Annotated in this window: 11 protein-coding genes; 5 read left to right on the forward strand and 6 right to left on the reverse strand. The window is 45.0% G+C overall.

From position 1 onward, the window contains the following. The first annotated feature begins 58 nt into the window (after nucleotides 1-58). A complete protein-coding gene (locus tag IEW26_RS08405; protein WP_188592045.1) occupies nucleotides 59-1,294 on the forward strand; it encodes a helix-turn-helix transcriptional regulator in 1,236 nt (411 codons plus the stop codon). Here IEW26_RS08405 and IEW26_RS08410 read toward each other — a convergent pair. The 3 genes from IEW26_RS08410 to IEW26_RS08420 form a co-directional block, all read right to left on the reverse strand. Continuing rightward, nucleotides 1,278-2,258 carry an ROK family protein gene (locus tag IEW26_RS08410; protein WP_188592046.1) on the reverse strand — a complete coding sequence of 327 codons (981 nt, stop codon included), beginning with the start codon at nucleotides 2,256-2,258 and terminating at the stop codon, nucleotides 1,278-1,280. The genes IEW26_RS08405 and IEW26_RS08410 overlap by 17 nt on opposite strands. A gap of 113 nt (nucleotides 2,259-2,371) precedes the next feature. Then, nucleotides 2,372-3,460 (reverse strand): DUF418 domain-containing protein, encoded by a 1,089-nt coding sequence (locus IEW26_RS08415; RefSeq protein ID WP_188592047.1) that lies wholly within the window; start codon nucleotides 3,458-3,460, stop codon nucleotides 2,372-2,374. Nucleotides 3,461-3,642: 182 nt separating this feature from the next. Continuing rightward, the gene (locus IEW26_RS08420) at nucleotides 3,643-4,530 is read right to left on the reverse strand and encodes an AraC family transcriptional regulator (RefSeq protein ID WP_188592048.1); all 888 of its coding nucleotides are present in this window, start codon (nucleotides 4,528-4,530) and stop codon (nucleotides 3,643-3,645) included. A gap of 314 nt (nucleotides 4,531-4,844) precedes the next feature. On the opposite strand from IEW26_RS08420, the gene ureA reads away from it, so the two are divergent. Both ureA and ureC read left to right on the forward strand, forming a co-directional pair. Further along, entirely contained in the window at nucleotides 4,845-5,471 is a 627-nt protein-coding gene (ureA, locus tag IEW26_RS08425) for an urease subunit gamma (protein WP_145402233.1), read from the forward strand. Then, nucleotides 5,468-7,180 (forward strand): urease subunit alpha, encoded by a 1,713-nt coding sequence (ureC, locus tag IEW26_RS08430; RefSeq protein WP_188592049.1) that lies wholly within the window; start codon nucleotides 5,468-5,470, stop codon nucleotides 7,178-7,180. The genes ureA and ureC overlap by 4 nt, the downstream gene beginning before the upstream one ends. 123 nt (nucleotides 7,181-7,303) lie before the next feature. On the opposite strand, the gene IEW26_RS08435 is transcribed toward ureC, so the two are convergent. After that, complete coding sequence (locus IEW26_RS08435) at nucleotides 7,304-8,059, reverse strand: SDR family oxidoreductase (protein WP_188592050.1); 756 nt, start codon at nucleotides 8,057-8,059, stop codon at nucleotides 7,304-7,306. A gap of 179 nt (nucleotides 8,060-8,238) precedes the next feature. Here IEW26_RS08435 and IEW26_RS08440 point away from each other — a divergent pair, with 179 nt between their 5' ends. Further along, on the forward strand, nucleotides 8,239-9,000 hold the full coding sequence (locus IEW26_RS08440) for a helix-turn-helix domain-containing protein (protein WP_229729792.1): 762 nt from the start codon (nucleotides 8,239-8,241) through the stop codon (nucleotides 8,998-9,000). 29 nt (nucleotides 9,001-9,029) lie between these two features. Next, nucleotides 9,030-9,728 (forward strand): transglutaminase-like domain-containing protein, encoded by a 699-nt coding sequence (locus IEW26_RS08445; RefSeq protein ID WP_188592052.1) that lies wholly within the window; start codon nucleotides 9,030-9,032, stop codon nucleotides 9,726-9,728. 789 nt (nucleotides 9,729-10,517) lie between these two features. Here the strand turns inward: IEW26_RS08445 and IEW26_RS08450 are convergent. Together IEW26_RS08450 and IEW26_RS08455 are read right to left on the reverse strand one after the other, a co-directional pair. After that, nucleotides 10,518-11,870 carry a glucoamylase family protein gene (locus tag IEW26_RS08450; protein ID WP_188592053.1) on the reverse strand — a complete coding sequence of 451 codons (1,353 nt, stop codon included), beginning with the start codon at nucleotides 11,868-11,870 and terminating at the stop codon, nucleotides 10,518-10,520. A gap of 234 nt (nucleotides 11,871-12,104) precedes the next feature. Continuing rightward, nucleotides 12,105-13,925 (reverse strand): glycoside hydrolase family 43 protein, encoded by a 1,821-nt coding sequence (locus IEW26_RS08455; RefSeq protein WP_229729739.1) that lies wholly within the window; start codon nucleotides 13,923-13,925, stop codon nucleotides 12,105-12,107. Nucleotides 13,926-14,085: the final 160 nt, after the last annotated feature.

A 14,085-nucleotide genomic window follows, 5' to 3' on the forward strand; every position in this document is an offset into this window, starting at 1 on the left:
TAAATCGGATGATTCACGTTTGATTTTAATAGGAATGAATTGAATTGGAGGTTTTGACGTGCAAAGCTTTACGGATGAACATCTGGAGTTTATATGTACGGTGGCCCATCATTTATACAATGTACCCTTCTACTATTTCGGAGAGCATAATCAACTGCTTTATCGTATTCCTGTGAATATTGAACATAATCCTCTGTTTTCCTCGGATCACGAGATGATCGCAGCATTGTTTGATGGCACGGAGGATCGGCGGTATCCGATTATTCGGGAAACGGTCTATCTGGAGAAGTTTTTTGCTATAAACCTCTTTGCTGACGATCAGCGGATGGGACGCCTTGTCGCGGGACCTGTGATTCATTTTAAAATGACCGAGGCCATCATTCATGTCACGTTAAGTGATCTGCTAACCAAGGCCAATAACAAAGAATTGAGTTTCTACTACGATCATGTACCCGTAATGAGTAATTACAAGTTCATCAATTTTGCGATGGTTGTTTATTTCATGCTCTATCAGGAGCAGTTAACGCTGGCCGATGTATTGGGTAATCTGGAGAAGGATGACTGGAGAAAAGCAGCACTGGAGATCGAGCACCCGTATCATCAAATTATGGATGCGCGCCAAAATAACCTCATACACACCGAGATGCATAAAGAGAAAAAACTGCTGGATTATATTCGGTTAGGCAGAACGGATAAAGTGCTGGAAACCTTCCATTCCATCCATAAACAAGGCAAGAAAAGCGTTCTGTCCAAAACCAGTTATGTCAGAAGCCAGAAAAATCTGGCCATCTCCCTTATTACGCTTGCAACCAGAGCAGCGGTAGAAGGTGGTGTATTTCAAGAAATTGCTTATAATCTCAGTGATCTGTATATTCTTAAACTTGAGGAGTTGACGGATAGTAAAGCGGTGGATGATTTGATGGAGGATGCCTTGCTGGACTTTACGAAACGTGTGGAACACAGCAAAAAAAATAAATACTCCAAACCTATTAATATTTGTCAAGATTACATCTTCAATCACCTGCATGAACGGATCACCATTGCGCGACTGGCTGAACTGACTTCACTTCATCCTAATTATTTATCCAATCTGTTCAAAAAAGAAGTAGGGATCTCCATATCCCAATTTATGTTGAAAACCAAAATAGAAGAGGCTCAAAATTTATTGACATATTCTAATTATTCTCTGGCGGAGATCGCTACTCTTTTGAACTTTAATGATCAGAGTTATTTTGCGAAAGTGTTCAAAACCTATACAGGCTGTACGCCGAAACAATTCAAGGACCAAAAATAACAGACGTCCTGCGGCTTGCATAAGCAGCAGCACCAATCATCCCGGCTTGTCCACCCAGCTTCGCCTGTACGATTGTACAAGCTCCTGAAGCAAGCTGTAATGAATGCTTTTGAACGGTGTCCCGAACGCTGTTGAGAAGACGGTCACCTGCTGCTGACATGCCTCCGCCTACGATAATCCGTTCCGGATTTAACAGATTGATTACGTTGGCCAGACCAAATCCAAGAATCTCTCCTGTCTCATGCATAACCTCCATGGCAAGTGTGTCGCCAAGATCGTACGCATCCGAGATCATGCGAGCTGTAATTTGGGTGTGGTCTCCCTCTACCCATTCTGTAATGATACTAAGCTTGCCCGCATCAAGCTTATCTGTCAGCGTTCTGACCATGCCAATAGCCGATACATACCTTCCCAAGCAGCCTGAGCTTCCGCAGCGGCAAGCGCGACCCTCTCTGTACATATTCATATGACCTATTTCCCCGGCACTGGAGGTTGTACCATAGTTCACCTTGCCGTCATTGACAATACCAGACCCCAACCCGGTGCCCAATGTAATCAGTACCATGTTGCGATACCCGACACCCGCACCAAACAACCATTCACCATATAGATTTACGCGCACATCATTATCAATAAACACTGGAAACTCAAAATGCTGTTTCATGTGGTTTACCACATGAATATTCTCCCATTCAGGAAAATTAGGCGAAAAAACAGAGTTGCCCGTTTCGGGGTCCAACAATCCCGGTACACCAATTCCCATGCATTGAACTGCATCCGGCTGGATTCCGACAAGCAGCATCATCTCTTTTGCAATGTTCACCATTTTATTCAGTACATGAATGGGGCCTTGATCTGCTTCTGTTGCATCGCTTCGTTCGTGAATTTTTTTGAATTCCGTAGTGAATACGGCAGATTTGATATTCGTACCGCCCAGATCGATCCCGATAATATATTTACTCATTGCAGTTCCCCGATTCTGTTTATTAGAAATATCCAATTATTACACTATAAAATCTACACGTTATTAAACCATATAAACCTACACGATGAATATAGTCTGTCCTTCACATGTACTCATTCCCATCTCCGCATTAGTTGTTCCAATGGTCCGCGGCTATGACGTTTTTTCCAATAGTATGAAAAGACAATCGCGGCAACGTAAAATATCAACGCATAGATGGTTGAGAACACCACACTACCATTTTCCAATTGTCCTGTTAATTGAAGTGGAACAAGTCCAATCATAACATGGGCAACATAATGTGTAAGTGAAAGTTGTCCTGTGCTGATCAATGCCTGCACCGACATTCTCTCCCTCCATCTCTCGGCTACTTCAATGCAAATCACTAACATGGCAAGTGCGGATGAAGCTGCCGCGATGAAATATATCGGGTTCGGTGGCATGGGCTTGGTGCCGAATAGTGACTGCGCTCCCTCGAAGCTCAGTGTAGTGGTGAAACGATGAACCAGCCATGCGGAAACCATCTCGGTAATTACGGCAACACTTGCTGAGATCTGAAGCAGACGCACTCTGGTTTTTAGCTGAGTCAGCCAGCCAATTCTGCCCACCCACATGCCTAACAGGAAAAATGCCAGCCACGGGAAAATGGGGTGAAACCCGTTAAACAGCAGGTTGCGTGTGAATCCGCTCCATGTCCACAATATCTCATATTGATGGTAGTTCTCCGACCAGCCGTAGCTGTAGTCCAACATCATTAATTGAAGGATTGACACGATCACTGTGCCTATTGTACCGATGAGCAGATGTGAGTTGGATGTTTTGATTAACATAGCGGCAATGACAAGGAAGACCGCATAATAATGCAGAATGTCTGCACTCCAACCGATGAGTAGCAACATCATGCCTGTAACAAACAGAAATCCAGCTCTGCGAAATAGTAGTCGTTGTGTCGTTTGAAGTAGAGTCTCGCCTTCCGAAGCTCTCGCTTTGGCCGTCATTAACGCTACTCCTATGCCTGCAAGAATGACAAATAACGCAGAAGCCCGCCCTTCGAAAAGCCCTGTTATGGTCTGCAGCCAATCCGGTCCTGCCGCTTGTGCATTCATCGCCAGCTTGTAATTGACCAGGATCATACCAATGACAGCCAGAGCTCTTGCCAAGTCCAGTCCGAAAATTCTTCCTTTTGTCGTATGTACGTTCATGCTGTAACCTCCCCTTCTGCATCTCAATAATGTTTGCCGTTGTAAACACAACATGAAGCATAAGGCTTGGGACAGACCTAAGGTCAAGTCATGCGCCGAACTTTTCTCAAGCGTGTTAGATCAAGGTCCTCGACACAAAAAAAGCCGCTAATCTGGCGGCTCTTGTCATTAGACATTTCTGTTTAATTGGTTATTTTGCGTACAGCAAACCAAAGTTCTGCAAATTGCCGCCCATCCTTACTTCCTGTAATTTCGAATTCCAAACCGTTCACCTGCTCATATCCCGCCGTAGGGAGCCATTCGGTAAAGAAACGTTGGTATAACGTCTCCATGACCCCATCAAATTGATCCCAAGTAAACGGCTCGGATGGAAAGATCGCCCAAGTATACGCAGGTATACTGATTACCGTGTACCCTTCGGTTGTGCTTGTTTCCTTTTTGAAAGCACACAGCATATATGGAAATGTCTCTTCCTCCGTCGCTGTATAACTACACACCGAATGAACCTGATGATAGTGCGGATTCAAGAAATCAGGCACTCCTCCTGCATGCGCAGCAAGGCGCTCAACCTCACCATTCTCATGACTTTGCTTCCAGAAGTCAGCCGGAGTTTCTTGTCCATTTAGACTGAATATGCGCTCCATTCCAAACACTTCAAAGCTCTCTTTGGTTTCAATCCGATAATTCACAGGCTCAGCCCCTTTAATCGAGATGAGAAAGGACAGCCGCGGATAGGCTTTGAGGGCTGTTCCTTCTTCTCTAGCCTTGGCAGGATTCACACCATGTAACGCATAGAATGCTCTTGCAAATGATACTGGAGATTCGTAGCCGTACTTGACTGCAATATCAACCACTTTGGTATCGCTGTTCTGAAGTTCGATGGCCGCCAGAGTAAGCCGCCTTCTCCTTATATACTCTGCAAGTGAAACATTAGTGATAAACGAGAACATTCGCTGAAATTGATGGGATGAGCAACAAGCACACTGAGCAACGTCTTTCAGCACAATCTCATTCGCTAGATTCATTTCAATATGATCCAAAGCGCGGTTCATTCTCATCAGCCAATCCATCTGATCCCTCCTCTCGATCAAAGTATAGTGTTCTGTCTGTCCTGTTTCGCAACAGTTTGTGCACACTTTAGTTTCGTAATTGGATGTTGCAGAAACATATTGTCGAGTATGACAAACATCAAGTTTAAGAATACTTTATCTGCCCTCCGTATACTACGAAATATTTTCCGTAAGTCCTCTCTGTTTGTCATCTCGCACAATTCCAATTAATGATGTTATGTTATTTGACATATTTGTTTGACTGGAACCGATTCTCATGTTACATTTTCATACATAAGCAAGAACTGGAAATGATTACAAAGGAGCTGCTGTCTATGCATTTAACGGTACAGGAACGTGAGAAATTACTGATGTATCTGGCTGCGGATATGGCTGAAAAGCGTCTAAAACGAGGCGTTCAACTGAATTATCCGGAAGCCGCTGCTTATATTTCCGGGTTTGTTGTCGAGGGTGCACGGGATGGAAAAACAGTGAAACAGCTCATGGAAGAAGCACGTCACCTTTTAACTGCATCACAGGTCATGGATGGTGTGGCCGAGCTGATGAGCGAGGTTCAGATTGAGGCTACATTTCCAGACGGAACGAAGCTGGTGACCGTACATGAGCCTATTGCCCGTATAGACGGTGCGATTATACCTGGTGAATATGAATTCGCTGACGATCCTATTGTGCTGCTGCCTGACCGTAAACGCATTACGCGTTCCGTGACCAACACGGGAGATCGACCGATTCAGGTCGGATCACATTTCCACTTTTTTGAAGCCAACCCCTCGTTATCCTTTGACCGGGAAGGCACCAAGGGCTATCGGCTGGATATCGCTTCAGGTCTTTCCGTTCGCTTCGAACCGGGAGAAACACATGAGATTACACTGGTTGAAATTGGTGGCACGAAGGAAATCTATGGTTTTGCCGGATTAACGAACGGGAGGATTGAATCATGAACACCATTGATCGTGCAACGTATGCAAGTATGTATGGACCTACGACAGGAGACCGGATTCGGCTCGCAGACACCTCGTTAAAGATTGAGATCGAGAAAGACTTTACCGTGTACGGAGATGAATGTGTTTTTGGCGGAGGAAAAACAGTCAGGGACGGTATGGGCCAGCACCCTCTGGCGACACGGGATGAAGGTGTGCTGGATACCGTCATTACCAACGTTGTCATTATAGACACCTGGGGCATCGTCAAAGCGGATATCGGGATCAAGGATGGCTTGATTGCGGGTATTGGGAAAGCGGGAAATCCGTTTGTAATGGATGGCGTACATCCTGATATGTATATTGGAGTGGGTACAGAGGTCATCTCTGGTGAAAATTTGATCGTGACTGCTGGCGGCGTAGACAGCCATGTCCACTTTATTTCTCCGCAGCAAATTGAGATTGCGCTGCAAAGTGGTGTTACTACGATGATCGGCGGAGGTTCCGGGCCAGCTACAGGGACACTCGCGACCAACTGTACCTCAGGTGTGTGGCACATTGAACGAATGCTGCAGGCGCTAGATTCACTTCCTATGAATTTTGTGATGCTCGGCCGCGGCAACAGCTCAAGGCCTGAAGCGCTGAAGGAGCAAGTGCTCGCAGGTGTCGGCGGATTGAAGATTCATGAGGATTGGGGCAGTACACCTTATGTGATTGACAAGTGTTTAAGTGTGGCCGAGCAGTATGATATTCAGGTCAATATCCACACGGATACGCTGAATGAGGCCGGATATGTAGAAGACAGCCTGCGGTCGTTTAACGGTCGTGCCATTCATACCTATCATACGGAAGGTGCGGGTGGCGGTCACGCGCCGGATTTATTACGTGTCGCTTCCATGCCTAACGTGCTGCCTTCCTCTACCAGTCCAACCATGCCTTACACCCGAAATACGGTCGATGAGCATCTGGATATGCTGATGATCTGTCATCATCTCGATCCCAAAATTCCCGAGGATGTGGCCTTCGCCGCGTCACGAATTCGTGAAACGACGATTGGTGCGGAAGATATTTTACATGATATCGGGGCGATCAGTATGACCAGTTCGGATTCACAGGCAATGGGTCGTGTAGGTGAAGTAGCGATTAGAACGTGGCAGACAGCGGATAAAATGAAAAAACAACGCGGTTCCCTTACCGGTGATAACCAGGCAGATAACGCGCGCGTCAAACGTTATATTGCCAAGTATACGATTAATCCGGCCATTACCCACGGCATCTCCACTTATGTAGGCTCGATTGAAGTCGGTAAAATGGCCGATCTCGTCCTCTGGAAACCCGCCTTCTTCGGCGTTAAACCGGAGCTTGTCCTTAAAGGTGGCATGATTATTCATAGTGTGATGGGAGATCCCAACTCCACCATCTCGACACCACAGCCGTACATGTACAGACCTATGTTTGGCAGCTATGGCAAGGCACGTTCAGCCATTTGTGCGACCTTTGTTTCCCAGGCTTCAATTGATGCCGGCACCCTCTCCCCTCTCGGGTTGAGCAAGTCATTAAAGCCTGTGAGTGGCTGTCGTGCAGCAAGCAAGAAAGATATGATTTTGAATGGAGAGACACCGAATATTATGGTCGATCCGAAAAATTACACCGTATCCGTGAATGGTGAAACATTGCAGTGCCTGCCAGTTGATGAACTTCCGATGGCCCAGCGCTATTTCTTGAGTTAACATGATGAGAGGTTCATCGAACTTATTCATCGCTTTATATCAATCTTCAAAAAAGCCCAGCTGATGCAGCTGAGCTTTTTACGTTTTGACTTTATTTCTAGTTGTATCATCCGATTCTTCAGACTATTCCCGAATAAAGCCGCCTTCTGAATGAATCACCTGACCCGTGATCCACGCCCCTGCTTCACTCACCAGGAAATCAATGATGTTAGCTGCATCCTCTGGTGCTCCGATTCGTCCCAATGGAAATTTGGGCAACAGATAGTCACGAATGGAGTCATCCATCCACGTTGTATCCGTCGGCCCCGGGTTTACGGCATTTACGGTAATCTTGAGTGGTGCAAGTTCACGGGACAAGGACTTGGTAAAAGCAGAGATCGCCCCTTTGGTCGCAACATACGCTAATTCCCCTGGCATGGGTGATATATCCTGTCCAGACGTCATGTTGATAATTCTACCCGAGGTTAGGCTGGATTTTTCGAAATCACGGGCAAAGATCGTACATAAGAGAAAAGTAGATCTCATATTAACGGCATAGTGGTTGTCCATGAGGTCAGCATCAAAGGACTTGTAATCGGTGTTGACGCCATAAGCAGCATTATTAATCAGTATAGAGGGCTGGCCCAGCTTCTCGACTGCGCTTTCATAAACTTGCTGCGCTGCATAACGTTCAGCCAGATCGACATCCAGCGACGCACAACGCACACCCATGTCCTCTATTTCCTTGTGAAATGTTATGATCCTCTCAGGATCAGCCTTGTAATGTGTGAAGAAAATGTCGATATCTCGTGAAGCTAACTTGCGGCAAAAAGCACTTCCCATATCTCTCGGGCTGCTGGCACCGGTGATGATTGCAATTTTTCTCTGGTTTTGAGTCATTCTATTAACCTCCTCATATAAAAGACGTGTATTGTTCTCGTCAATTATAGTGAATAGAAGTGAATAATTAAACGATATTGCTTCATTTAAGGTGATTCCTCTTTCAATTCCAATCCAGATGTATTCTAATAGAGAGAGTAAAGATTTTTCTATTTTACCCATGAGGTGATTCCCGTTTGATGAACTTATATGGCGCGCAGCATCACATTCTTGTGCATTCGAATGCCATTGATGCTGAGACGCATCAACATACCTTTATTCAAGTTACGATCGCTTTAGAAACTGATTTTAAGATTGAAGTTCAGGGAGAACATATATGTACTTCCGGGATTGTGCTTAATTCCAATGTAACTCATCGTTTGCAAGGTTTGGGACAGCCTATGGTATTGCTTCTAATAGACAGCACCTCCAGCATAGCTGCGGCCTTTAAGCATTATATGGGCAAACAGGCATATGCCAATTTTCCTTCAGAGCTTAGTCTGGTCATGGCCGAATATATTAAAAAAAGTTTGCCGCAAATTCATACGGCCGAGAGTTACGGCTTGTTTTTACAAGAACTCATGACGCTGTTTAACCTCGACTATACTCCGCCAGCTATTACGGATACACGAATTGAACAACTGATTCAACATATGAAAAATTGCACGGATTCGGAGCACTCTATTCATCGTTACGCTTCTCAGTTCGGTCTTTCGAGCAGCAGGCTCTCACATCTGTTCAAAGAAAATACAGGAATATCTCTTAGTGGTTATCTCGTCTTACATAAGCTGCAGAAGGCATGTTATCTGATTTTTGAAGGACTGAGTATAACAGATGCGGCCATGGCTGCCGGCTTCGATACCCCCTCCCATTTTGCCAATACAAGTAAGCGATTGTTGGGTATGACAGCCAAAGACATTCGTAAAGATAGCGTGTTTTTGCAAGTTTCCTCACTGCACTGACGATACAATGATTGCAGGAGGTGCTCATCATGAACAACTATCTCGAGCAAACGGAATTGTTAAACTTCAATCATTCGTCCATTCAGGACCTCATTCGCAGACGTCAGTGGGCTTCGCTTCCAGTAAAAGAGCAGATTCTGCACGTGTATAACTATGTTCGAGACGAGATTGAATTTGGTTATAATCGAAGGGATGATATTCCGGCTTCACAAGTATTGCAGGATGGCTATGGACAATGTAATACCAAAGGCATTTTATTTATGGCACTGCTCAGAGCGCTAGGCATCCCTTGCCGAATTCACGGTTTTACGATTGATAAGCAATTGCAAAAAGGAGCAATGACTGGCTGGTACTATCACCTTTCTCCGAAAGAGATTATCCATAGCTGGATTGAGGTGTTATACAACGACAAGTGGTTAAATATAGAAGGTTTCATTGTGGATCTTCCTTACCTGACCAAGCTTCAGCAAAAGTTTAACGAATGCACCGGCTCATTTTGTGGTTATGGCGTAGCAACGAATGATTTTCAGAATCCCGCTATTTTTTGGGACGAGAATGATACTTATGTCCAAAAAGAAGGTATTGTTCAGGATTTCGGAACGTTTGATCATCCCGACCAATTCTTCACTCTTCATCCTCAGAAGTTAAGTCCGATCAAAAGAAGGATATTCAGCAGCCTGGTTCGGCATTTAATGAATAGAAATGTCAGGCGTATCAGGAAAGGTTGAACCTCACCTTAGGCAGAAACAAAAAGCGGAACGATCCAGGGGAAATTCTCTGTTTCGTTCCGTTTGCATATGCCTTTTTAGTTGCGACATGCATGAGCTGGTTTATCTCCAATTTTCAAGGGGATGAACCGCTATCCGCTTGTGAAGTTAATCCATATATCGTAGTCCCGGGGAGTCTTGCTTCTCTAACGATCTCCACAAACGCTATTTAGGCGAAATCAAACGTTTTTCATTTCTAACGATCCCAGGAGAGCTTATTTTTAGAAATTAATGAGAAGATGACTGTTTATCTTGTGTTTTCGGTGAAATAAGCTTTCTGGGGATCGTTAGAATTCCAGAAGGCTCTATTTTGCTTAAATAAGCTCATCTGAGATCGTTAGAAAAAAATAGCTATGTTGAGAACCCATTTAAATGCAACCATCTTAAATACATCTATCCATTCGTGGGTTACGATGCGATGCCATATGCTGAGAATGAGCTCGAATGTGCCCTAAAAACAAAAAAAACGGAACGAAGCACCATAAGCTATGCCTCGTTCCACTTATTACTTTTTGAGATGCAAGAAAGGTATCTGTACTGTAATATGATGTGCTGTTCTGTACCTGTACTGTATTGTTCTGTATTGTTCTGTAGTGTATTGTTCTGTAGTGTATTGTTCTGTACTGTGTTGTGTTGTGCTGTGCTGTTCTGTTCTGCGTTGTACTGTGCTGTTCTGAGGAGTTCTGTTCTCTTCTGTTGTTCCTGTTCTGCTCCCCTCTACTTTCCTCAATCTAATCTGCTGCACAGGATCTACTGAATGGAGAAAACTTCTTTCTGCAATAATGCTTCAGGTTTCTGGCCGATGGGATCACTGTGGAAATAATCACGAATAACTCCATCCTCCAGATAGTTGGCAATGGATACCATGATCATGCCTTGATCCAGTGCCAGGTAAGCTTTGGCGATTTCTTTAGTTTCCAGATTGATGGAGTCATATAATCCATACTTGCCCATCATGTTTAGCTTTTTCAATGTTTTGATGTTTTTGCGGGCCTCTTCGGGTGCATAGTCCAGAGCGAGGAATGTTGCATGTGCGGTTACTGTGGCTCCGTCTTTATAACCCGAGATGCCAAGCGGTGTTGCAGCAAACTCACTATATCCGGTTGGTGTTGCAGACGGGGAGAATCCCCATGCAGCATACCCTTTTTCTTTGGCATATTCAATCTGCAGTTCGACATGACGCTTATTGTTTAAACCTAGTGCCTGAGTACCCAAGTCTTTTTCCTTAATCACCAAACCAGGCATAAGTCCTTCAAACATGCTGCCTCCCCAGCTCGGGACAAACTTTTTCCCTTTATACTCATAACTTCCTTCGAAGACATCGACACCATCATAATTTACTGTTTGACCCTGCGGGGTCTGAGACTGCCAATCCCACTCCAGAGGCATGGTACGATACATCTTCCACCAATGCTCCTGCGGCACATCCCCTTTACCAATGGCAATATAACTTGCTACACGAGGTTCGGTATAAAATGACCCATAGTGATGCTCTGTCAGTGCGCCTTTAGCGACATCATAACCACCCCGGAACTGGCCGACTTCAGGATCATACAGAGTTGTATAGTTCATCTGTTTAACGAGTGTACTGGTCTGTGCATTTAATTCTTTGTAGGCTTGACCCACAACGATTAATCCTGCGGACATCCAGCCGTTGTCTACCTGAGATATAAATTGCCCCCAATCTTTTTTAACCGAGCCATCGTCCGTGTTGTACCAGTTATAAAATAATCCGTTCCACTTATCCATTTTTTCCAGCGTGTTTAGTGTTGTTTTCAAGCGGGATACCGCTTCTTTTTTCGAAAGGATACCCATCTGTTCCGCTGAAACGGTACTCATCATGTACATGGCGATGTTCGTGGGTGAGGTGCGCTTCGCTTCTTCCATCCCTTTGTCCTTTATTCTGACCTCATCATACGTCAACCCGGTTGTCGGGTCGGTAAAGTCCTCGAAATATGTGTACGTTTTTTTGGCAACCGCTTTCAATTCTGGCTTGAAGCCTGGAAGCTTGCCTAAATCATGTGCCGATATGACAGGAGCGAAAGCTGTGGTGGCAAACAAACAAAAAGTGATTACAAATCCTAACCTTTTTACAATGTTCATCCCTTTTCTCCTTTCAATATTGAATTCGAAACGTTTCGTTTTTATGATATCATGGATGTACATATTTGGTAAACACAAAAATGAAAACCCTTACTTTTGGAGGAGGATTATCATTTTTTGAATGTACTGAACTTTTCGAAACGTTTCATAATTCTTCTTGTATATGAATTGTGCAAGAACAAACAGCACACAAAAAGCCGCTGAATGCAGCGGCCTTCCATGCTTTTATTTTCGTTATAAGACAACGGGTTTCATCCGGCCATCCTCTCCAAAAAAGACAGGGGCAATGCACACTTCACGGTGATATCCTTTGCCTGTGGAAAAGCGGGACAGCGGCGTAACAAAGCGGTGATATGCCATGTGATACTGCTTGCTTTTCGGATCATAAACCATACAGTGGTGACCTGTACCAAGCATGTCTTTCTCCACATTTTTGCTGAGAACCGTATAGTGATACGTAACCGGGCCGTATAAATGCTTCGAGGTGCCGTAATTGACATGATAATCTTCACTGCCCGTATCATCACAGGACCATGTAAAATGATAGACCCCATCACGCTTAAATACAGTAACGGCTTCCCTGAAATCATGCAGGCCTGCAAGATTACGCATCGTTTCTTCACGTACACGGATCATATTGTCATGCAGCTCAACAATGGCGGCATCTCCGTTGCCAAGAAACATGTACGCTTTCCCATCCTCTTCGATGTAAATGGAAGGATCAATCGCCTGGCTCATCGTGATGCCAAGACGCCTTAATTGATCCATCGTAATTAGAGGCTGCGGCTCAGCATGAAAAGGTCCAGTTGGAGAATTCGCTACAGCGACACCAATGGCACTTTCATCATTAGGCATTTTACCGCAGAAATAGAAATAATACTTGCCGTTACGGCTACTAATTGCGGGTGCCCATGCATTTCCTACTGCCCAAGGCACATCATCTGTTGCCAAATCCAGAATAACGCCTTCATCCTGCCAATGCCTCAGATCGCTGGAGGAGAATACCTTAAACTGTGTTCCTGACCATCCTTCAAAGCCATCGGTGGTTGGATACATGTAATAGCGTTCGCCGAATTTTGCCACGTCAGGATCAGCAAACTGTCCGGCAAGCACTTGATGCCCATCCCCATATGCAGCCAGCAAACGGTTGCACTCCTCCGCCCTGATGGGCAAAATGCCACCATGCCGCTTCTGATTTGTTCCCATATCAAACTCATGCTCTGGAACAGTACGGAAATCACCGCTGTTCAGATCGGTCGTCAGCAGCGGCAGATACCCTTTGCCCTCAGCAAAGTGATCTACAATCAGGCACCACTCTTCCCGATCATTCAATTTAAAAATCTGAGGTCCCTCTACCCCTTCAATTGCTTCCAGAAGCGGAGCATGTAGCGGTTCAAAAGTATGCTTTTCCAGTGAAGTTCCCTTCTCAACACGAATATTCTTGGTTGTTTCGTCCTTGGAGTAGCGATAATAAAAACCGGATGAAGGAAGAATGGTCGTGTCAATAATATGATTCTCTCGCTCTATGTACTTCTCCGATGGTGTAAAGCTGCGGAAGTCCTGGGTACGCGCACTGTAAATTTTTTGTTTGCGTTCCGTTTCATGTGGTTCCTGTGTGGCAGAAGCCCAGAATACAAGAAACTCGTCTGTCTTTTCATCATAGACCGCTTCAGGTGCCCACACACAGCCTGCGCCCTCAACACCAACCGTAACGTTCCAGGGTGATGACCATTCTACCAGATTGCCGGACTCCCACACGATGATATCGCGGCTGCCAGCATGAACGGCTGTATCCCAGCCTTTGCCATTTGCAATGCGCAGATCGGTTGCAATCAGATAAAACTTGTTCTCCTTCGCAGAGCGAATGAGAAACGGGTCACGCACGCCTTGTTCTCCCAGATTGGAGCGTAATACAGGTCTGCCCGCATTGAGGTCTTTCCAGTGAAGACCATCCTCGCTGTATGAGAAATAAACCTGCTCTCCGTCAGGCTGCTCACCTATAAAATGCACAAAAAGATATCCGGCATAGTTCATGTTCTCGTTAGTGCTCGACAAATTGATTAGCCTCCCCACGATAATTATTCATGAATGTCAGGAAAATAAAGCGCTTAATTTCTTTAGTATCATACTTCAAAATGTGCCACAGGAGTAGAAAAACTTGCCGGATTCGTTTATTTAGACAAAAATGCCCCTCTTTTTGAGGGGCAGCATGAGT

It is taken from the genome of Paenibacillus silvae (assembly GCF_014639235.1).
GTDB classification, from domain to species: domain Bacteria; phylum Bacillota; class Bacilli; order Paenibacillales; family Paenibacillaceae; genus Paenibacillus; species Paenibacillus silvae.